Below are 20,787 nucleotides of genomic sequence, written 5' to 3'. Positions count from 1 at the left end.
CGGGCGTCAGCCCTCCATGGACCTGACCAGACTGGCCGGCCGCATGTCGCTCCAGGCCCGCTCGATCAGATCCAGACAGTCCTGACGTGACCCTTCCGGACCGTCGGCCCGCCAGCCACCCGGAATGTCGAGATGCGCGGGCCACAGCGAGTACTGGCCCTCTTCGTTCACCAGCGGCACGAACCGCCCCGACTCGTCATCGAAAGGGTTTGTCATGGTGTCCCCCACCTGTTCTCACCGTCTTGACGGATTGCTCGTCGCCCGTTTCCGGACACTGCCTGACCGACCATTTCAAGCGGTCGCCGCACCATCATTCCTCGCCCCCGGACACGTTCCGGGCCACATGGGCCAATGGCACCGTACCGACGGTAAACCGAGGCTGGATACGCGGCTTCCCCGACCCCGCCCGTTCACGCCAGTCACCCTAGAGGAACAGGGAGAACCGAGAGGTTAATTCAGCCTGTTACCCACAAGTACACAATGGGGCGACGGAAGCAGATTGCACCGTGGACATATGCCAACCGGCTTGCTGCGAAAACTTCAAGTCACCCCCATGTCCTTATTGCGTCATTATCTCTTGCTATGACCCACGCAATTCCGGATAGCCCCTCGTGTGCGCCCACTCACTCCCCGTATGCACCCTGAATGCGCGCCGCGCCCCCGTGCGCCGGGCATGCGCCCCGCGCATCTCGCCATCCGGGCCAGGGCCTTCGAGAGATCTCACGTCCGGGTTCGCCAGGCCGACCCGCGAGGGCGAGGACCGCCGATCGCCGCCGCCGGTACGGCGGAGGCGGCGGCGACCCGGGCGCAGCCGTACCGGCAGCACGGTGGACAGCGGCGGCGTAGCCGTACTGGTGGTGGACAGCGACGGCGCGGTCGCGCGGGCCGGCCACGACACACGGATACGCTCGGTGTCGGTCTCCCGGGAGCGGGGCCGTCCACAGGTGGCGGACATCGCGACGGGTCGGGCCAGGCACTCCGACCGAATATCCCTGCCGGTTCGACGACCGTTTCCAGCGGGGCTGTACCGGAGGAGTCACCCGGCCGCCACGGGCATGTCGTGCACGGGGGAGGACCGGCTCGCAGGCACGGACTCCCCCGTGCCCGCATCCGGTCCCACCGTCCGCCGGCAGCGGTCGCCGAGGAGCCCCGCGGGCTTCAGCGCACCCCCTCAGCCACTTCCGTTCAGCCTTGAGCGAGTGGAATCAGCCGCGCACCGCAGTTCCGGGTCCTGAAAGTGGGGGCATTGATCCGGCCACCGATCCGTTGAACTCCGGCCACCCTTCTGATGGGCTTGCGCTCACCCACACGGCGAACCATTGTGCGAATTTCTCGAGTGGCGCTCACACGGCATATGCAGGGGCCACACAGGTGTGGCGGATCTCAAATGCTGAGAACCGGCTGTGTGGTATAAGCCCAGGCCACATGGGTCATCCGTATGATTCGACTCGTCAGGCATCCACTTTCAGACTCTTCACGAGGGGTTAACTCCATAAGCACTCAGGCCTGTTAGCGTCCCGATGGACGGAGTGAAGTCCAGAAGGAGGTGCAGAGTGCGAACAGCGGCGGTCCGGTTGCTTCTCGCTCTCCTGATGTGCTTCCTTCTGGCCCCGAACTCCGGCGCTTCATCTCCGGATCCCCATGTGTCCGCGGCGGGAGTGCGAACGGACCGGGCCCCTGACGCGAGCACGGCGCGCGACGAGTACGGCACATGCGGCACTTCCGACCGCGGAGGTGAGCCGAACGGTGTTCTGCGCCATCGCGACCGGCATCGCTCCGCGACCGCACCCGCCACCGATCCGCCGCCTCGCTCCGCGCCGGCGGGTGCCGCCGACGGGATGCTCGCCCCGGCGGCCGTCGCGGCGATGGTCAACGCCCCTCACACGTCCAGATCCTCGGCCGCCCACTCCTCCTCCGTGCTTCAGGTGTTCCGCTGCTGAGCTGACCGAGACGCTCGGAGACCTGCCCCCCGCCCGCGGTCCTTCGTGACGTGGCGGCCTGGGGCCGTCTCAGCGCGCCTTCGACGCCCTCAGTTCTCATTACGCGTACCGACGCGCCGCCCTCCGGCGCGCCAGGAGGAACCACTGGCATGAAATCTCTCGTCGATCCCCCCACGGCAGAAGACCCAGTCATCAGCGACAACGACGCCTGGGCACCCCCGCCCGGCGACGTGCGCTCGGCTCCCTTCCGCACGGGATGAGGGCCGCCATGGACCGTGTCGCCAAGTTCCCTCACCTGCGGCAGGACTTCGCCGCCTCCCTCGTCGTCTTCCTCGTCGCCCTGCCTCTGTGCGTGGGCGTGGCCGTCGCCTCCGGGGTCCCGGCCGAACTGGGTCTGATCACCGGCATCGTGGGCGGTCTCGTCACCGGCCTCATGCGCGGCAGCAGCCTCCAGGTGTCGGGGCCGGCCGCCGGTCTGACCGTGCTCGTGTTCGAGGCCGTCCAGACGTTCGGACTGCCCGCGCTCGGCGTGATCGTCCTTACCGCGGGGCTGCTTCAGCTGGCCATGGGCGCACTGCGGCTGGGCCGCTGGTTCCGGGCCATCTCCGTCTCGGTCGTCGAGGGCATGCTCGCGGGCATCGGGCTGGTGCTCATCGCGGGTCAGCTCTACGCGGCCGCCGGCGTCGAGGCGCCGGCCTCCGGCACGGGAAAGATGGCCGGCATTCCAGGGCTGCTGGCCGACGCGGTGTCGACCCCCGCGGCCCTCACATCCCTCGCGGTCGCCGTCTCGACCATCGTCCTGGTGGTGGTGTGGAACCGGATGCCCAAGCGGGTGCGGGCCGTTCCGGGGGCACTCGCCGCGGTCGCCCTGGCCACACTCGTCTCACTGGCTTTCGATCTGCCGGTCGGGACGGTCCAGGTCCAGGGACTGCTGGACGCCGTCCAGTCCCCCGCCCTGTCCGAGTTCGGCGCGCTCGCGAGCCTGAGCCTGCTCGGGACGGTGGCGGCCTTCACCCTCATCGCCTCCGCGGAGAGCCTGTTCAGCGCGGCGGCGGTGGACCGGCTGCACGACGGGCCGCGCACCCGGTACGACAAGGAGCTGATGGCCCAGGGCACGGGCAACACCGTGTGCGGGCTCCTCGGTGCGTTGCCGATGACCGCAGTCATCGTGCGCAGCTCCGCCAACGTACAGGCGGGGGCCCGGACACGGGCCTCACGCGTGCTGCACGGCGTGTGGCTGCTCCTCTTCGCGGCACTGTTCCCGTCCGCCCTGGAGCTCATCCCCCTGCCCGCCCTCGCGGGCATCCTCATCCACGCCGGGTGGAAGCTGATTCCGCTGCGCTCCCTCGTCGCCCTGTGGCGTGAGCACCGCGGCGAGGCCGTGATCCTGGTCGTCACCGCCGTCGCGATCGTCACCGTGAACATGTTCGAGGGCGTGCTGACCGGTCTGGCCCTGTCGGTGGCCAAGGCGGCCTGGGACGCCTCGCACATCAAGCTGGAGGTCGTCGACAGCCGCGGTGACCGCGTCCGGGCCCGGCTGTCGGGCAATGCGACGTTCCTGCGGCTGCCGAAGATACTCGACAGCCTGGAGGCCCTGCCCGATGACCGTCCCATCGACCTGGATCTCTCCGGCCTGCACCACCTGGACCACGCTTGCCGTACGGCGCTGGAGAACTGGGCGGAGCGGCACAGTTCGTCCGGGACCGAACCCGTGCGGCTGACCCGGTCGGACGTGATCACGGCCGCTCCCTGAGCCACGGGCTCCGGGAGCACGGGTACCCCGGAGCACGGAGGACTCGCCGGGCGCCTTCAGCAGGCGTCCCGGCGAGTCCTCCGTCGTCGTCAGCCGTTGGGCAGGATGACCGCGCGGCCGTTGACCTTGCCCGCGTGCAGCCGCTCGTAGGCGAGCGGAGCCTCGTCGATCGAGTACGTCTCGACGTGGACGTCGACGGCGCCGGCCTGGGCGAGCTCGATGACCTCGGCGAGCTCCCCGCGCGAGCCCCAGTACGGCGCGGTGACCGACGTGGAGAAGGGCAGGACGCCGAATCCGACGGGAAGCAGGCCGCCGCCGATGCCGACGATGGTGACGTCGCTGTCGATGGAAGCGACCGCACCGGCCGTCTTCACGGTGGGCTCGGCACCGACGAAGTCGAAGACGACCTTGGCACCGATGCCACCGGTGAGCCGACGGACCTCGGCGGCGGCGTTCTCGTCGGACAGCACGGCCTCGTGGGCGCCGACGGCCTTGGCGAGGGCGAGCTTCTCCTCGGTGACGTCGAGCGCGATGACCCGTACGGCCGTCATGGCGCGCAGCAGCTGGATCGCGACGTGGCCGAGACCTCCGGTGCCGATGACCACGGCGGTGGCGCCGGGCAACAGTTTCGGCAGCGAGCGCTTGATCGCGTGGTACGGGGTGAGGCCCGCGTCCGTCAGCGAGACGGTCTTGACCGGGTCGAGGCCGCCGATCGGCGCCAGGTGACGGGCGTCGTCGACGATCATGTACTCGGCCATCGCACCGGGGTTGCCGAGTCCGGGCGGGTTGATGCCGAGGTCGGCGGCGCGCAGGCAGTAGTTCTCCCGGCCCTCCGCGCAGTTCGCGCAGGTGCCGCAGCCCCAGGGGCCGTAGACGGCGACCGCGTCACCGACCGAGACGCCCGTGGCGCCCTCACCGAGTGCGGCGACGGTGCCGACGCCCTCGTGGCCGAGTGTGAGCGGCAGCTCGTAGGGAAAGCCCTCGGACGGCCAGCTCATCACGGCGATGTCCGAGTGGCAGACGCCGGCGGCGCTGACCTTCAGCAGGATCTGCCCGGGCCCCACCACGGGCTCGGGGATCTCGACGACCTCGGGTGCGGCGCCGATGGTGCGGTACTGGACGGCTTTCATGGTCTCTCCTTCGTTTCTCCGTGCTTCCTTTGTGAACCCCGTGGTGGCGTGGCACCACTCGGAGGATCAGGAGGCGGAGTAGCCGCCGTCCACCAGGTGGTAGCTGCCGTGGATGAAGGAGGCGCGGTCCGAGAGGAGGAAGGCGGCGAGCTCGGCGACCTCCTCCGACGTGCCGAGACGGCCGGCCGGATGGAGGGAGATCAGGTGGTCGCGGGCCGGTCCGTCGGTGTCGCGGAGCAGCGGGGTGTCGATGAAGCCCGGGCCGACCGCGTTGATGCGGATGTTCTGCGCCGCGTACTCGAGTGCGGCGGTCTTGGTGAGGCCGACGACACCGTGCTTGGCGGCGACGTAGGCCGGGGAGTTCGCGAAGCCGTTGGTGCCGAGGATCGACGACATGTTGACGACGGCGCCGCCGCCCGAGGCCAGGATGGCCGGGAGTTCGTAGCGCATCGAGTAGAAGACGCCGCTGAGGTTGGTGGCGACGACCCTGTTCCAGTCCTCGATGCCGTATTCGCCCGTGGTCTGCGCGGGGCCGCCGATGCCGGCGTTGTTCACGGCCAGGTGCAGGGAGCCGAAGGTGTCCACGGCGAACCGCACGCCTGCCTCGACGGATGCCGGGTCCGTGACGTCGAGGGCGACGGCCGCGGCGCGGGCGCCGGTGGCCTCGAGTTCCGCGGCGGCCCCGCGGGCGCTCGCCTCGTTGTGGTCGGCGACGACGACGGTCGCGCCGCTCCCGGCGAGACGCCGGGCCAGGGCGAGGCCGATGCCTGAGGCGCCGCCGGTGACGAGGGCGACCTTGCCGGCGAACTCCGCCTCGTAGGCGGTGGGGAGGTTGGTGCTCATGCTGTGCTTCCTTGAGTGGTGCTGTGGGGCGCCGGCCCGTCCTGCCGGGAATCCAGCAGGTGAGTGGAGAGGGCGTCGAAGGCATGTACGACGAACGTGGGCAGGTCGGCCGGCCGGCCGCCCCGTACCCATGCCGCCTGGGCCGCGAGGAGCGCTCCGGCTCCCGCGGCGACGGCCACGGCGGGACGGAGGTCCTGTCGTGGGTCCACGCCGAGGCGTTCCGCGAGAATCGCCACCGACTCCGTCTGGGCATCCACCCGGATGTGGTGGTAGGCCGCGTACAGAGTGGGTTCCTCCTCGGCCATGACCAGCAGGTCGAAGATGCGGGGCCGACGGTGCCAGGGCTCCGCCTCCTGGTCGTCCAGCCAGTCGAGGACGGCCCGGCGGTAGGCGGTGAGCGGTGGCTCGGCCGGGGGGCGCTCACGGAGCGCTCGGTTGATTCTGTCGCCGTCGCCCCGCACTGTGTCGAGGACGGCGGCCTCCTTGCTCGGGAAGTACCGGCTGAAGGTGCGCCGGTCGACGTCGGCCGCCTGCGCGATCTCCTCGACCGTCACGCTCCGCAGACCACGGTCGAGTACGAGCTCGAACGCACTCCGCGCCAGCGCGTCCCGGGTCATGCGCGCCTTGCGACTGCGCCGGTCCGGGCCACTCCCTGTTTCCTTCATAGTTGCACCGTACACCTTCAAATGTCCCGACGGGACATCTGTCGCGACGGGACATTAGCGGGGTCCGAAGGCGGCGATGCGGCACCACACGATGTCGCGTGATGTCGCGTGATGTCGCACGAGGGCGGGTGGGGACGGCAGCGGACGGGGAGGCCGTCCCGTCCGCTGCGGACGTCGAGCGCGTGCGCGCCGCCCGGCCGCCGCCCTCGCGGGCCCGGACCCGGCGCCCGCCCGGCGGGTCCGCCGGCCGAGGACACGCGGGAGGATGCGGATGGACGGCTTCGCCGCTCTGCGCCGCCGGGCCGATCAGCCACGCACACGCGGGAGCGCTGTGCAGCGCATGTCCCGGGAGACGGAGACGCTTCTCCCCCGGTGCTTCTCTCTGGCGCTTCTCCCCGCCGCTTCTCCCCCGGCAGGGGGAGGCGGGTCGCACGCATGGGGGAGGGCTTTCGCACCGGTGGCTGTCACGGTTGATCCATGACCGACTACACACGGACAGGCCGCCGAACAGGCCCAGCCGGCACTTCGTCTGACGATGCGTCCGGGCGCGGAGGATCAGGTCGCGGCCCCCGCACCCTCCTGGTGCCGCGTCCTGACGTCCTCTTCGCGCAGCGCACCGGCACGCCCCGCGTCACAGGCCTGCCGGGCAGCAGCTCCCAGCCCCGGGGCCAGGCGTTCCACCCGCCCGGCGGGCGAGAAGAGGGCCTCGGGGTACACAGCACCGTGCCCACTGGCCTCCCGCGCGTAGTCGGCGACGACCCGGCTCGAGTCGCCAGCCGTCCGCGGGCGATTGGTGGTCATGCGTCGCGCGGGCAGGAAGGCGCGGAAGCCGGTGGCCGCGTGATGCGCTTCGAGGCCCTCGGCCGTGTCCACCGGCGGCACCGCACCGCTGCGGCGGACGATGCCCGGAAGCGCTGCCGGGAGAACCGCACTCACGACATGGGCGTGCGGCTCGGTGTTCCCGCCCGTCATGAGGCCTTGCTACAACCGGGGGTTCGTCTCCTCCGGCGTCTCCTCCCCGCCCCGGCTCAACGCGCCCGGCCACCAGGCCGTGCGTCCGATGTCCCTGACCAGGGCGGGCACCAGGAGCGAGCGCACGACGAGAGTGTCCAGCAGAACGCCGAAGGCGACGATGAACGCGATCTGGACCAGGAAGGCGAGCGGGATGACCCCCAGGGCCGCGAAGGTGGCCGCCAGGACGACGCCCGCCGAGGTGATCACGCCACCCGTGGTCGTGAGTCCGCGCAGTACGCCCTGCCGGGTCCCATGAATCAGGGACTCCTCGCGGACCCGCGACATCAGGAAGATGTTGTAGTCGACCCCGAGCGCGACCAGGAAGACGAATCCGTACAGGGGTACGGAGGAGTCGGTGCCGGTGAAGCCGAAGACGTGCTCGAAGACCAGCGAGGAGATGCCGAGGGTGGCCAGGAAGTTGAGCGCCACCGTCGCAACGAGGAGCAGCGGCATCAGCAGCGAGCGCAGCAGACCGATCAGGATGACCAGAATGATGACCAGAACCACCGGCACGATGATGTTGCGGTCGTGTTCGGCGGTCTTCTGGGTGTCGTACTGCTGCGCGGTGTAGCCGCCGACGAGCGCGTCGGCTCCGGACACGGCGTGGACGGCCTCGCGGAGCCGCGTGACCGCGGCCTTGGCGGCGTCGCTGTCCGCCGCGTCCACCAGGGTGGCATCGACACGTACGCGGCCGTCCACGACGAGCGGTTCCCCGCCACCGGGGCGTCCGGAGGCCGTCACGACGGAGACGTTCGCGACGCCGGGGACATCCTCCGCGGCGGCGACGACCTGCTTCGTCCGGCCCGCGTCGGCGATCACGACGGCCGGGTTGCCCGATCCGCCGGGGAAGTGCCGCCCCAGGGTCTCCTGCGCTGCGACGGACGGCGCGTCGTTGACGAAGATCTCCTCCAGGGGCACGCCCTTGGAGTTCAGCGTGGGCATGAAGGCCGCGCAGGCCAGCAGCCCGACCAGGGTGACGGCCCACACCTTGCGCGGGGCGCGGTCGACCAGCCCGGCGATCCGCGACCAGATGCCCGTCGTGCCGGACTCGGGCTCCGCGTCGCCCTTCTTGGGGGCGGACGGCCAGTACGCGGCCCTGCCGAGCAGGACCAGGACCGCGGGAAGGAAGGTGAGAGCGCTCAGCACCGAGCAGACGATGCCGATGGCCCCCACGGGCCCCAGTGCGCGGTTGTTGGTCAGGTCGCTGAGCAGGAGGGCGAGCAGTCCCAGCGCCACGGTGGCGGCACTGGCCGTGATCGGCCCGGCGGACTCGCGGAGTGCGGCACGCATCGCGGTCCAGCGGTCGGGCTTCCGCGAGAGTTCCTCGCGGAACCGGGCGGTGAGCAGCAGCGCGTAGTCGGTCGCCGCTCCGATGACGAGGATCGACAGGATGCCCTGGACCTGCCCGTCGACCCGGACGATGTCGTGGTCGGCCAGGACATAGACGATCGCGCAGGACACCCCGAGCGCGAACACCGCGCCGATGATGATGATCAGGGGAAGCAGGACGCTGCGGTAGACCAGGAGCAGGATGACCAGCACGGTCACCAGCGCGACGCCGAGCAGTAGTCCGTCGATGCCGGCGAAGGCGTCCGACAGGTCCGCCTGGGAAGCAGCGGGCCCCGCCAGTCCGACCGTTGTCCCCGGGACGCCTTCCGCGGCGCTCCGGATGTCCGCCAGGGAGTCAGGAAGCGCGTCCCCCAGGTCCGGCCTCAGCTGGACGACCCCTTGCAGTGCCTTCCCGTCCTCGGACGGCAGCGCGGGGCTCACCTTGCCCGTCACGCCGGGGCTGCCTTCGACCGAGGCGAGGGCGGCCGTCGCCGCCTCCCGCTGTTCCGGGCCGAGCTTCCCGCCGTCCTTGTCCGAGGTCCAGACGACGATCGCGGGCACCGTCTCCTGGCGGCTGAACGCCTTCTGGGCTTCGACGACCTTGGTGGACTCGGCGCTCTGCGGCAGGAACGCGGCCTGGTCGTTGGTGGCCACCTCCCCGAGTTTCCCGGCGTACGAGCCGAAGGCACCGCCGACGACCAGCCAGGCGAGGACGAGGAAGACAGGTACAAGGACCAGCCGGCGGACCGGCTTCGATGCGGTGGACATGACACTCCTGGGTCGGCCGCTATCTCTCAATCATGATGTATCTCAATGATTGAGATTACATGGCCCACGAAGCGCTTCCGCACCGGCATGGGCTCGCCGCTCAGCGCCGCGGGACCTCCACGCGGGCGAGTTCACCGTTCATACGGCCCAGGAAGCGGAGGGCGGCCTCCATCTCCTGAGGTCCGGACACGGCGCGCGCGCCGGCCGCCGCCTCGGCCAACGGCATGAAGAACGAGCGCGCGGCCGCCTTGGCCCCCGACTCGTAGTAGAGGTGCACCACTCGGCGGTCGGAGCTCTCCCTCGCGCGCCTGACGTGCCCCGCACGCTCGAGCCGGTCCAGGCACGCGGTGACCGCGCCCGACGTCAGGCCGAGGTGTTCGCGCAGCCGGCCGGGGGTCAGAGGGGCGTCCGCGTCGAGTATCGCGCCGAGCGCCTGCACATCTGTCGCGTGCAGCCCCTGCGCGTGCGCGAAGGCGTGGACAAGACGGTTGATCTCACCGTTCATCCTGCGCAGCTCCACGGCGAGGGCCTGGAGCTCCGACACCCCCGCCACATCCGCGCCAGATCCGTCGCGAGGGTCGTCTGCACTGTCCACCGACCCATAGTAGGGCGCGTACGGCGGCACGCCGACGCCACCCGCACCCCTCCGCCAGGGCCGCTTCCACCGCCCATCCCGCCCTTATACTTCTACAGTTGTGTAGAAATTAGGCTGAACGCGTTCTCCGCGTACGGAAGAAGGAGTGAACGCCACGATGGTGTTCAAGAAGCTGCTCGGCTCACTCGGCGTGGGCGGCCCGACCGTGGACACGGTGCTGCACCCCGGAGGGGGCCGCCCCGGCGGCACACTGAGCGGCGAGGTCCGGCTCAAGGGCGGCACCGCCGACGTCACGATCGAGCACATCACCCTGGAGCTCGTCGCCAGGGTCGAGGCGGAACACGGGGACGGCGAGGCCGAAGGAGCCGTGCCCTTCGAGCGCTTCACCGTCGCCGGTGGTTTCGTGCTGCCCGAGGGCGAGGAGCAGGCCGTCCCCTTCGGTGTGACCCTGCCGTGGGAAACCCCGGTCACCGAGCTCCACGGCCAGGACCTCGGGATCGTACTCGGCGTCCGGACAGAGCTCTCGGTGGCGGGCGCCAGGGACAAGGGCGACCTCGACCGCCTCACCGTGACTCCCCTTCCCGCCCAGGAGGCCGTTCTCGAAGCGCTCGGACAGCTCGGGTTCGGTTTCCGGTCGGCCGACCTGGAGCTCGGACACATCCGCGGCAGCGGTCAGCAGTTGCCGTTCTACCAAGAGATCGAGCTCTCGCCCGCACCTCGCTACGCCGACCGGATCAACGAGATCGAGGTGACCTTCCTGGCCGGCCCGGGTGGGCTGGAGGTCATCCTGGAAGCGGACAAGCGCGGCGGCCGCTTCTCCGGGGGCGACGACGCACTCAGCCGGCTCTCCCTGGGCCACCACGAGGCGGAGGCCCGCGACGTGACCACCGAACTGGACAGCCTGATCCGGTCGATGGCCGACGCACGCGCGTGGCACGGCACCCCCGAGGTCCACGCACACGGCGGCGGGCAGCCGGAGCATCACTCCGCCCCCGGCATGGGCACCGTGGTGGCCGCCGGTGCGGCGGGGGTCGCCGTCGGCGTCGTGGGCGGGATGGTCGCCGCCGAAGTGGTCGACGAGGTGGGCGACTTCTTCGAGGAGGACGAGGGTGACGAGGAGGAAGAGGGTGGCGACGAGGGCTGACAGCCCCACCCCGGGACGCCCTGTCAACACTTTCTACAGTGCTGTAGATTTGGCGCTCCGCTCCCCGTGGCCCCGGACCGTCCGGAGCGCCGGGAGAGCGCCCCGCATCCACCAGGGAGAAGACAGCCATCATGTTCGGAATCAGCGAGATCGCGATCTTCCTCCTCCTCGCCGTCCTGATCTTCGGTGCCAGGAAGCTTCCCGAACTCGCACGCTCGCTGGGCAAGTCGGCCCGGATCCTGAAGAGCGAGGCACGGGCCCTGAAGTCCGACGGAGTCCCCCCTGCGGCGCCGCAGGCCGACGGCACGGACGGTCCGCGCGTCATCCGCGGCACCGCCACGGAGAAGCCCGGGCCTCACTGACTCCCTGCCCGCCCCGCCACCCGGAGGGGTGGGCTTCGGCGTGTCCGGACCCCGCAGGCATGCGGAACGACCCTCTCGGGGACACGGTGGTCGGAGGAGACACGAGCCGGAGCGAGGGGTCATGGAGAGCAAGGACGACAGCGGCGCACTGCGGTGTCTGGTGACGGGCGCGACCGGATACATCGGGGGACGCCTCGTGCCGGAGCTCCTGGAGGCCGGCCACCGGGTGCGCTGCCTGGCGCGGACCCCGGAGAAGCTGCGGGACTACCCGTGGGCGGGCGAGGCCGACGTGGTCAAGGGCGACGTGACCGACGCCGAGTCCCTGAGCGCGGCGATGCGCGACGTCGACGTCGCCTACTACCTCGTCCACGCGCTGACCTCCGGGCCCGGATTCGAGAAGACCGACCGTGAGGCGGCGCGGATCTTCGGAGAGCAGGCGAAGGCGGCCGGCGTGGGGCGCATCGTCTACCTGGGCGGGCTGGCCCCTGATGACGTCCCCGCGGAGGAGCTGTCCCCGCACCTGCGTTCACGCGCCGAGGTCGGCCGCCTCCTGCTCGATTCGGGCGTGCCGACGGCCGTGCTGCGCGCCGCCGTCATCATCGGGTCGGGCTCGGCGTCCTTCGAGATGCTGCGCTATCTCACCGAGCGCCTGCCGGTCATGGTCACGCCGAGCTGGGTGTCGACACGGATCCAGCCGATCGCCGTCCGGGACGTCCTGCGCTACCTGGTGGGCAGTGCGCGCATGCCCGCCGACGTGAACCGCACCTTCGACATCGGAGGGCCGGACGTCATGACGTACCGCGACATGATGCAGAAGTACGCGGCGGTCGCCAACCTGCGACACCGCCTGATCCTGCCGGTACCGATGCTGTCGCCGGGCCTCTCCAGTCACTGGGTCGGCCTGGTCACCCCCGTGCCCGCGACGATCGCCCGGCCGCTCGCGGAGTCCCTGCGCTACGAGGTCGTGTGCCACGAACACGACATCGCCCAGCACGTCCCGGACGAACCCGGGCAGCCCTTTCCCTTCGACACGGCTCTCTCGCTCGCCCTGCAGCGGGTGCGCGAGGCGAGGGTGACGACGCGGTGGTCCTCCGCGTCCGTCCCGGGCATCCCCAGCGATCCGCTTCCCACCGACCCCGACTGGGCGGGCGGGAGCCTGTACACCGATGTGCGCGAGCTCGATGTGGACGCCTCCCCCGAGGCCCTGTGGAGGGTCGTGGAGGGGATCGGCGGTGACAACGGCTGGTACTCGTTCCCTCTCGCATGGGCGGTCAGAGGCTGGCTGGACCGACTCATCGGTGGTGTGGGCCTGCGCCGGGGCAGGCGCGACGCCCAGCGGCTGCGCGTGGGTGACTCCCTGGACTTCTGGCGGGTGGAGGAGATCGAGCCCGGCCGGCTGCTCAGGCTCCGCGCGGAGATGCGGCTACCGGGCCTGGCCTGGCTGGAGATGTACGCGGAGAAGGGCGAGAACGGCCGGTCCCACTACCGTCAGCGGGCCGTCTTCCATCCGGCGGGACTGCTCGGCCACGCGTACTGGTGGAGCGTCTCCCCCTTCCACGCGGTGGTCTTCGGTGGGATGGCGCGCAACATCGCCCAGGCGGCGGTCCGAGGAGCGGCGGGTGTGACGAAATGACCGTGGCCGTCGTCCTGTTCACTTCCGATCTGCGGCTCCACGACCATCCGCCCCTGCACGCCGCCCTCGCGTCGGCCGACGAGGTGGTGCCCCTCTTCGTGCTGGACGACGCCGTCGGGGCCGCCGGGTTCGACGCCCCCAACCGGCGCGCGTTCCTGGCCGACTGCCTGCGGGACCTGGACGCGGGGCTCCGCGAGCGCGGCGGGCGCCTGGTCGTCCGCGAGGGCGAGGTGGCGAAGGAGGTCGGCAGGATCGTCACGGAGACCGGGGCCGGCGCGGTGCACATGGCGGCGGGCGTCAGCTCGTTCGCACAGCGCCGTGAGGAGCGGCTGCGCGAGGCCCTCACGGCCATGGGCTGCCGGCTGAGCGTGCACGACGCGGTGATCACCGCGGTCGCGCCCGGCGCGGTGGTTCCCTCCGGCGCGGGCAGGGACCACTTCGCCGTCTTCACCCCGTATTTCCGCCGCTGGAGCGAGGAAGGGCTCCGCTCGCCGTTCCGGGCGCCTCGCAACGTGCGTGTGCCGGAGGGCCCCGCGTCCGCCGCACTGCCTTCGCGGGACGGCGTGCGGGGACTGTCGCCAGGCCTGGCCGAGGGCGGGGAGGGGCAAGGGCGCAAGCTGTTCAGTGCGTGGCGCCGGCACGGACTCGCTTCGTACGAGGAGCTCCACGACGACCTGGCGGGCGACGCGACCTCGCGGCTCTCGCCACACCTGCACTTCGGCACGCTCTCCCCGGTCGAGGTCGTCCACCGTGCCCGCGACGCGGGCGGACCGGGCGCGGAGGCCTTCGTACGGCAGGTGTGCTGGCGGGACTTCCACCACCAGGTCCTGGCGGCCCGCCCGGCTGCGTCCGGCTCCGACTACCGTCCGCGGCAGGACCGTTGGCGTACGGGGCGTTCGGCGGAGGCGGAGACGGCGGCCTGGCAGGAGGGCCGCACGGGCTATCCGATCGTCGACGCGGCGATGCGCCAGCTGCTCCAGGAGGGCTGGATGCACAACCGGGGGCGGCTGCTGACAGCCAGTTTCCTCACCAAGACGCTGTACGTGGACTGGCGGACCGGAGCGCGGCACTTCCTGGACCTGCTCGTCGACGGGGACGTCGCCAACAACCAGCTCAACTGGCAGTGGGTGGCCGGGACGGGCACCGACAGCCGCCCCAACCGCGTGCTCAACCCGGTGACGCAGGCCAAGCGGTACGACCCGGACGGGGCCTACGTACGCCGTTGGGTGCCCGAGCTCGCGGAGGTCACCGGGGCGGCCGTGCACGAGCCGTGGAAGCTGCCGGAGCGGGAACGCGCCCGCTGCGACTACCCGGAGCCGTCGGTCGGGCTGTCGGAGGGGCTGGCCCGGTTCAAGGAGGCGCGGGGGCTCGACTGAGCCCGGGGCAGGGCCCCGGGCGGATCGGGCCGTTCCGGCTCAGACCTTGCGGTAACGGGCGTTGGCCCAGGAGAAGAGGCCGAAGGCGGCCAGGCCGAGTGCGATGAAGACGAGCAGCCAGGGGCCCGCGGGCGTCTCGGTGAAGGACCGCAGGGTGTCGTCCATGCCCTTGGCTCGGCCCGGTTCGTGCTGGACGGCCGCGGCCACGGCGAACCCGCCTGCCGTCGCGAAGACCGCACCGCGCACGACGCCGCCGAACACGCCCGTGACGTCGACGGCCTGACGGGTCCTCTTCGTCATCTCGGCCATCTTCAGATGCTTGTGGTACTTGCGTGCGGCGGCCCGGAAGGCGATCCAGAGGCCGGCGCAGGCCACGACGACACCCGCGCCCCCGACGATCCACTGACCGCCCGTCCACTCCAGGGCGCGCGCCGTGACGTCGCCGGTCTGCTTGTCGCTGGATCCGCTGCCGCTGCCCTTGTCACCGGCCGCGTAGGACAGCACGGAGTACGACACGAAGGAGTAGAAGAGGAAGCGCGCTGCCGCCATGGCCCGCTTGCCCGGCTTGTCGCCGTCAGGGCCCGCCTGGCCGAAGAAGGCCTCGGACAGCCGCCAGAGGGCCATGCCGGCCAGCGCGAGGCCGAGGGCCCAGAGCAGGATGTTCCCGAAAGGCTTCTCCGCTATCTCCGCGATGGCGCCGCCACGGTCGGCCTGCTTTCCGCCCCCGTCGGAGAAGGCGATGCGCAGGGCGAGCATCCCCACCAGCAGGTAGATCACTCCTCGCGCCACGAACCCGGCGCGGGCCCCGATGTCCATGGCGCGGCTGCGTGCGGCTCTTCGTGCCTGGCCGCGTGCGTTCATCGACAGTGCGTTCGCATTCATGCACTGCCGAGTGCCCCTGAAACGGCGAACAATGCGGAAGAGCTACACGCCGTCGTCAGCCGGCTCGTCCGCGGCCCCTTGCTCCTTGGCCCGCCGTCCGACGACGGCCGCAGCGGCCAGCGCGCTGCCCGCGAACGCGAGGGCGACGACCCACGGCCGGTCGAGGACGTGACAGGTGGCGTGGTCCAGGGAGTAGCGCCCCGCGCCCGTCAGTCCGATCGCGGCGGCCGTGAAACCGAGGAACGCCGGGTATTCGTAGCCGCCGCTCATGGCGAAGAAGCCCGCGGGAGCGTGCACGGCGACGGCACCCGCCATGGTGCCCGCGGCCGCGGCACCCGCTGCGGGGGTGGCCAGGCCGAGTGCCAGCAGGATGCCGCCGCCCGCCTCCCCGATTCCCGCCGCCAGGGCGCTGTGCTTCGGCGGGTGGAAGCCCATGGCCTCCATCGCCGCGGTGGTCCCCTCGATCCCCCCACCGCCGAACCACCCGGCCAGTTTCTGACTGCCGTGGGCCGCGAGGACTGCCCCGGTTCCGACTCTGAGCGCGAGCAGTCCGAGGTCACGTCGGTTGATGCAGGTCATGAGGTGTCTCCTGTCAGCGAGGAGGAGCAGCGGCGTCGGGCCTTACCGATCCACTCTCGTCCGGTCCGGGCAGCGGGGTCCGATGGTGTTGGGCCATTCGTGTCCCCGCCTTGCGGCGACTGCGACGTACGCCATTGTGCAACTTGTTGCATAAGCAGGGCCGGGTGGTCTACAACTGGCTCGACGACACCTGCGAGGAGACCCGGATGAGCCCGTACCCCACCCTGCTGAGCCCGCTCGACCTCGGATTCACCACGCTCCCGAACCGGGTGCTGATGGGGTCGATGCACATCGGTCTGGAGGAGGTGGAGCGTGGCTTCGAGCGGATGGCCGCGTTCTACGCGGCCCGTGCACGGGGTGGGGTCGGCCTCATGGTCACCGGCGGCATCGCGCCCAGCGAGCGCGCGTGCTCCTTCCCCGGCGGCGCGAAGATGACCACCGAGGCGGAGGCGGAGCAGCACACCGAGGTCACGTCGGCCGTGCACGCGGCGGGCGGCCGGATCGCGATGCAGATCCTGCACTTCGGGCGGTACGCCCACCATCCGGACCTGGTGGCGCCCAGCGCCCTCAAGGCTCCGATCAGCGGGTTCACCCCGCACGCGCTGACGGACGACGAGGTCGAGGAGACCATCGAGGACTTCGTCCGGGCCGCGGAACTCGCACGGCGCGCGGGGTACGACGGAGTCGAGATCATGGGCTCCGAGGGATATCTGATCAACGAGTTCGTCGTCGCGGCGACGAATCGCCGCGAGGACCGCTGGGGCGGCTCGTACGAGAACCGCATCCGCTTCCCCGTGGAGATCGTGCGCCGGGTCCGTGAGCGGGTCGGCCCCGACTTCATCCTGATCTACCGGCTGTCGATGCTGGACCTGGTGCCCGGCGGTTCCACGCTCGAGGAGGTCGTCCACCTCGCCCGAGAGATCGAGACGGCGGGCGCGACCATCATCAACACCGGCATCGGCTGGCACGAGGCCCGCATCCCGACCATCGCGACCTCCGTGCCGCGGGGAGCCTTCACCTGGGTGACGGAGCGGGTGCGGGGCGCGGTCTCCGTGCCGCTGGTGACCAGCAACCGCATCAACACGCCCGAGCTGGCCGAGGAGGTCCTCGCCTCGGGCCGCGCGGACATGGTGTCCATGGCGAGGCCCTTCCTGGCCGACCCCGACTTCGTCGCCAAGGCCGCCGCGGGCCGCGCCGACGCCATCAACACCTGCATCGGCTGCAACCAGGCGTGCCTGGACCACATCTTCAGCCTGCAGATCACCTCCTGCCTGGTCAATCCGCGCGCCTGCCACGAGACCGAACTCGTGCTGTCGCCGACCCGGACCCGCAAGCGCGTCGCGGTGGTGGGCGCCGGGCCCGCCGGGCTCGCCTGCGCGGTCACGGCCTCCGAGCGCGGCCACGCGGTGACGCTGTTCGACTCGGCCGACGAGATCGGCGGCCAGCTCGACGTGGCGAGGCGGGTCCCGGGCAAGGAGGAGTTCAACGAGACCCTGCGCTACTTCCGTACCCGCCTCGCCGAGGAGGGCGTCGAGCTCCTCCTCGGCACCCGGGCCACGGCGGCCGCCCTCGACGGCTTCGACGAGGTCGTCCTGGCGACCGGGGTCGAGCCGCGCACCCCCGCGATCCCCGGGGTCGGCCACCCCAGCGTGGTGAGCTACCTGGACGTCCTGCGCGACGGCACCCCGGTCGGTGAGCGGGTGGCGGTCATCGGGGCGGGCGGCATCGGCTTCGACGTCGCCGAGTTCCTGACCGACGGCGGGGACGCGGCGAGCCTGGACCCCGAGGTCTTCTTCCGGCAGTGGGGCGTCGACACGGAGTACGCGGACCGGGGCGGGCTGGGGGTGCCGGAGCGTCCGAAGGCGCCGCGCACGGTGCACCTCGTCCAGCGCAGGACCACCAAGGTCGGTGCGGGGCTCGGGAAGACGACCGGCTGGATCCACCGCACCGAACTGCGCCACCGCGGGGTGAACATGATCGCGGGCGCCTCGTACGACCTGATCGACGACGAGGGCCTGCACGTGACCGTCGACGGCGAACAGCACCTGCTGGAGGTCGACACCGTGGTGCTGTGCGCCGGTCAGGAACCGCGCCGTGAGCTGTACGAGGAGCTGCGCGCCGCGGGCCGCCCGGTACACCTGATCGGCGGAGCCGACGTGGCCGCGGAGCTGGACGCCAAGCGGGCGATCCGCCAGGGCACAGAGCTCGCCGCGGAGCTGTGAGCAACCGCTCCCGCCGTCCTTAGACTGCACTCCATGTCACTGCCCCACGCGATCCTCACCGCGCTGCTCGAGAAGCCGTCGTCGGGTCTCGAACTGACGCGGAGGTTCGACCGGTCGATCGGCTACTTCTGGCCGTCCACGCATCAGCAGATCTACCGCGAGCTGGGCAAACTGGAGCACGCCGGTCACATCCGGGTCCTGCCGGCGCCGCGGCCCGCCCGCGGCCAGAAGAAGGAGTACGAGGTGCTGCCCGCCGGCCGTGCGGAGCTGGCGGCCTGGGTGTCGCTGTCCGAGGACCCGCGGCCGGTCCGTGATCCCCTGCTCCTGAGGATGCGGGCGGCGGCGGTCGTGGGCGCCCCCGGCCTCGCCGGGGAGCTGCGCAGGCACCTCGTGCTGCACCAGGACCAGCTGGCGGAGTACCTGGAGATCGAGAAGCGGGACTTCCCGCCGGAGCGGACCGCGGACGAGGACCGGCTGCGCCATCTGGTGCTGCGCGGGGGTATCGACCTGGAGACGTTCTGGACGGGCTGGCTGAGCAGGGCGATCGAGGACCTCGACCGCGGCCGGCCCGGCGGACCGAGCTGATTCACCCCTCCCCCGACAGGCCGGCGCAGAGGGCGTCCTCCGGTCGGCCGTCAACCCGAGGCGTGGGGGACCATGTCGTGCATCGGCTCCGACCGGAGCGCGAACGGTTCGGCGGGACGTGGGGCGGTGGTCGACGGGCCGGCGATGACGACCCGCGACGGCGCCGGAGCCGGAACAGAGGCGGCCGCCGGGGCGTCCCCCGCCTGCGCACGGCTGAGCAGGATCACGCCGTGCACGGCGGCAGCGGCACCGATGAGCGCGGGGACCAGGCCGAGCAGCCCTCCCTGGAGGCGTTCGCCGAGCAGGACCAGGCCGATCGCGGCGGCGGCGACCGGGTTGGCGAGGGTGACGACGGCGAGCGGGGCCCCGAGGCCGCCGCGATAGGCGGTCTGGGAGAGCATCAGCCCGCCCAGGGCGAAGAAGGAGACCAGCAGCGCCACGGTCACGAGCCGCCAGCTGAGCAAGGGCCCGGAGTGGTCGGTCGCCGCGACCGTCAGGGTCTGGGTGAGGGCGGAGGCCACTCCGGAGGTGATGCCCGAGGCCGCGGCGTGCCGGAGCCCCGGACGCGTGCCCGGGCGGCTGAGCACGGCGACGAGCGCCATGGTCACGGCTCCGGCACCCAGGGCCTCGGGGAGGCTCAGCGTGTCGTGCGGCGCGGCACCGCCCGCGGCCAGGAGCAGCGCGGCGAGGCCCACGAGGGTGAGGAGCGTGCCGCGCCATTCCGTACGGCTGACCCGGCGGCCCGCGGCGCGGGCCCCGAGCGGGACGGCGGCAACGAGGGTGAGTGCGCCCAGCGGCTGGACCAGGGTCAGCGGTCCGTACTTCAGCGCGGCCACGTGCAGGAGCGCCCCGCCCGCGTTCAGGCCGACCGCGGACCACCAGGCCCCCCGCCGCATCAGCCGGAACGCCCCGGCGGAGGGATCGGTACGGCCGGCGAGCCGGGCCTGTGCCACGGCGGCGGCCGCGTAGGCGCCGGCGGAGACGAGGGAGAGGGCGACGGCTGTGAGGGTGGCGTTCATCGCCGCGCTCCAGGGCGTGCGTACGCGGGTGACGCGTAGGTCTGGACAGGGATGGGGGCGGCCCACGGCAGGTGCGTGCGGACCGGTGCGCCCGGCAGCCTGAGCGCGGCGAAGGCGACGGCGAGCAGGGCGGAGACCACGATCGCGTCGAGCCAGTAGTGGTTGGCGGTGCCCACGATGACGAGCAGGGTGAGCGCGGGGTGCAGCAGCCAGAGCAGCCGCCACCGGGAGCGGGTGGCGGCGATCAGCCCGATGGCCACCACGAGTGCCCAGCCCAGGTGCAGGGACGGCATGGCGGCGAACTGGTTGGCCATCGAGTCGGTCGCGGGGGTGTCCCCGTACACCGAGGGGCCGTAGACCTGGGCGGTGTCCACGAGGCCCGCCGCGCGCAGCATCCGCGGGGGCGCCAGCGGGAAGAGCAGGTGCAGCGCGAGCGCCGCGCCGGTGAGCGCGGTCAGGATCCGTCGCGCCCAGACGTAGTGACGCGGGCGGCGCAGGTACAGCCAGAGCAGGAAGCCGAGGGTCGCCGGGAAGTGCACGGCCGCGTAGTAGGTGTTCGCCGTCTCGACGAGGGTGCGGCTGTGCAGGAGAAGGCCCTGCACGGCTCCCTCGCCGGGGAGGCCGACGGCCCGTTCGAAGCTCCAGACGTGCCCGGCGTTGCGGAAGGCTTCCTCGACGTGGCCGTTCGCGGCCTGCCGGCCGAGTTTGTAGACGAGGAAGAGTCCGGCTATCAGAAGCAGTTCGCGGACGAGGGGCGGTCGGGCTGTGGTGTCCGGCTCCCGCTCCGCGGGCTCACTGCGGGCGTGCATCACCCGTGCCCCTTTGCTGACGGTGCGCTGTCGCGGCGTACGGCATGGCCGCTCCACGCCGTATCGATACGCCAGTGTACCGATACGACGGCGTATCGGTACACTGGCGTATCGGTACACTGGCGTACCGAGGGTCCCC

18 protein-coding genes are annotated in these 20,787 nt (G+C 71.5%); 7 read left to right on the top strand and 11 right to left on the bottom strand.

From position 1 onward, the window contains the following. Positions 1–6 precede the first annotated feature (6 nt). On the bottom strand, positions 7–216 hold the full coding sequence (locus tag ACIRJR_RS20025; RefSeq protein WP_403782294.1) for an MbtH family protein: 210 nt from the start codon (positions 214–216) through the stop codon (positions 7–9). A gap of 1,992 nt (positions 217–2,208) precedes the next feature. Between ACIRJR_RS20025 and ACIRJR_RS20020 the strand changes: the two genes are divergently transcribed. Continuing rightward, positions 2,209–3,693, top strand: a complete 1,485-nt coding sequence (locus ACIRJR_RS20020) for a SulP family inorganic anion transporter (protein WP_403782291.1) — start codon at positions 2,209–2,211, stop codon at positions 3,691–3,693. A gap of 89 nt (positions 3,694–3,782) precedes the next feature. Here ACIRJR_RS20020 and ACIRJR_RS20015 read toward each other — a convergent pair whose 3' ends face one another. The 6 genes from ACIRJR_RS20015 to ACIRJR_RS19990 form a co-directional block, all read right to left on the bottom strand. After that, complete coding sequence (locus ACIRJR_RS20015; RefSeq protein ID WP_403782288.1) at positions 3,783–4,823, bottom strand: NAD(P)-dependent alcohol dehydrogenase; 1,041 nt, start codon at positions 4,821–4,823, stop codon at positions 3,783–3,785. Positions 4,824–4,889: 66 nt separating this feature from the next. Beyond that, the gene (locus ACIRJR_RS20010) at positions 4,890–5,666 is read right to left on the bottom strand and encodes an SDR family NAD(P)-dependent oxidoreductase (protein WP_403782285.1); all 777 of its coding nucleotides are present in this window, start codon (positions 5,664–5,666) and stop codon (positions 4,890–4,892) included. Continuing rightward, a complete protein-coding gene (locus ACIRJR_RS20005; protein WP_403782282.1) occupies positions 5,663–6,331 on the bottom strand; it encodes a TetR family transcriptional regulator in 669 nt (222 codons plus the stop codon). The genes ACIRJR_RS20010 and ACIRJR_RS20005 overlap by 4 nt, the downstream gene beginning before the upstream one ends. 555 nt (positions 6,332–6,886) lie before the next feature. Next, complete coding sequence (locus ACIRJR_RS20000; RefSeq protein WP_403782279.1) at positions 6,887–7,303, bottom strand: hypothetical protein; 417 nt, start codon at positions 7,301–7,303, stop codon at positions 6,887–6,889. A 9-nt stretch (positions 7,304–7,312) separates the two neighbouring features. Beyond that, the gene (locus tag ACIRJR_RS19995; protein WP_403782276.1) at positions 7,313–9,442 is read right to left on the bottom strand and encodes an MMPL family transporter; all 2,130 of its coding nucleotides are present in this window, start codon (positions 9,440–9,442) and stop codon (positions 7,313–7,315) included. Positions 9,443–9,542: 100 nt separating this feature from the next. Beyond that, the gene (locus ACIRJR_RS19990) at positions 9,543–10,037 is read right to left on the bottom strand and encodes a MarR family winged helix-turn-helix transcriptional regulator (protein ID WP_403782273.1); all 495 of its coding nucleotides are present in this window, start codon (positions 10,035–10,037) and stop codon (positions 9,543–9,545) included. A gap of 157 nt (positions 10,038–10,194) precedes the next feature. Between ACIRJR_RS19990 and ACIRJR_RS19985 the strand changes: the two genes are divergently transcribed. From ACIRJR_RS19985 to ACIRJR_RS19970, 4 genes are all read left to right on the top strand, one after another. Beyond that, the gene (locus tag ACIRJR_RS19985) at positions 10,195–11,181 is read left to right on the top strand and encodes a sporulation protein (protein ID WP_403782848.1); all 987 of its coding nucleotides are present in this window, start codon (positions 10,195–10,197) and stop codon (positions 11,179–11,181) included. A gap of 131 nt (positions 11,182–11,312) precedes the next feature. After that, positions 11,313–11,543: a twin-arginine translocase TatA/TatE family subunit gene (locus tag ACIRJR_RS19980; protein ID WP_403782270.1), complete on the top strand. Its 231-nt coding sequence runs from the start codon at positions 11,313–11,315 to the stop codon at positions 11,541–11,543. A gap of 121 nt (positions 11,544–11,664) precedes the next feature. Continuing rightward, complete coding sequence (locus tag ACIRJR_RS19975) at positions 11,665–13,176, top strand: SDR family oxidoreductase (RefSeq protein ID WP_403782267.1); 1,512 nt, start codon at positions 11,665–11,667, stop codon at positions 13,174–13,176. After that, positions 13,173–14,552 carry a cryptochrome/photolyase family protein gene (locus ACIRJR_RS19970; RefSeq protein WP_403782264.1) on the top strand — a complete coding sequence of 460 codons (1,380 nt, stop codon included), beginning with the start codon at positions 13,173–13,175 and terminating at the stop codon, positions 14,550–14,552. Before ACIRJR_RS19975 ends, ACIRJR_RS19970 begins: the two co-directional genes overlap by 4 nt. 39 nt (positions 14,553–14,591) lie before the next feature. On the opposite strand, the gene ACIRJR_RS19965 is transcribed toward ACIRJR_RS19970, so the two are convergent. After that, on the bottom strand, positions 14,592–15,434 hold the full coding sequence (locus ACIRJR_RS19965) for a DUF1206 domain-containing protein (protein ID WP_403782261.1): 843 nt from the start codon (positions 15,432–15,434) through the stop codon (positions 14,592–14,594). Between the two features lie 42 nt (positions 15,435–15,476). Then, the gene (locus ACIRJR_RS19960; protein ID WP_403782258.1) at positions 15,477–16,013 is read right to left on the bottom strand and encodes a DoxX family protein; all 537 of its coding nucleotides are present in this window, start codon (positions 16,011–16,013) and stop codon (positions 15,477–15,479) included. Positions 16,014–16,219: 206 nt separating this feature from the next. On the opposite strand from ACIRJR_RS19960, the gene ACIRJR_RS19955 reads away from it, so the two are divergent. Further along, positions 16,220–18,235, top strand: a complete 2,016-nt coding sequence (locus ACIRJR_RS19955; protein WP_403782845.1) for an FAD-dependent oxidoreductase — start codon at positions 16,220–16,222, stop codon at positions 18,233–18,235. Positions 18,236–18,268: 33 nt separating this feature from the next. Further along, complete coding sequence (locus tag ACIRJR_RS19950) at positions 18,269–18,820, top strand: PadR family transcriptional regulator (RefSeq protein ID WP_403782255.1); 552 nt, start codon at positions 18,269–18,271, stop codon at positions 18,818–18,820. Positions 18,821–18,870: 50 nt separating this feature from the next. On the opposite strand, the gene ACIRJR_RS19945 is transcribed toward ACIRJR_RS19950, so the two are convergent. Further along, the gene (locus ACIRJR_RS19945; protein ID WP_403782253.1) at positions 18,871–19,839 is read right to left on the bottom strand and encodes a DMT family transporter; all 969 of its coding nucleotides are present in this window, start codon (positions 19,837–19,839) and stop codon (positions 18,871–18,873) included. Next, positions 19,836–20,648, bottom strand: coding sequence for a phosphatase PAP2 family protein (locus tag ACIRJR_RS19940; protein ID WP_403782250.1), 813 nt, complete (start codon positions 20,646–20,648; stop codon positions 19,836–19,838). Before ACIRJR_RS19940 ends, ACIRJR_RS19945 begins: the two co-directional genes overlap by 4 nt. Positions 20,649–20,787: the final 139 nt, after the last annotated feature.

It is taken from the genome of Streptomyces sp. NPDC102402, assembly GCF_044765765.1.
GTDB lineage: Bacteria > Actinomycetota > Actinomycetes > Streptomycetales > Streptomycetaceae > Streptomyces.
Note: the sequence above shows the minus strand (reverse complement) of the source record. Positions and strands in the feature narration are given on the sequence as shown.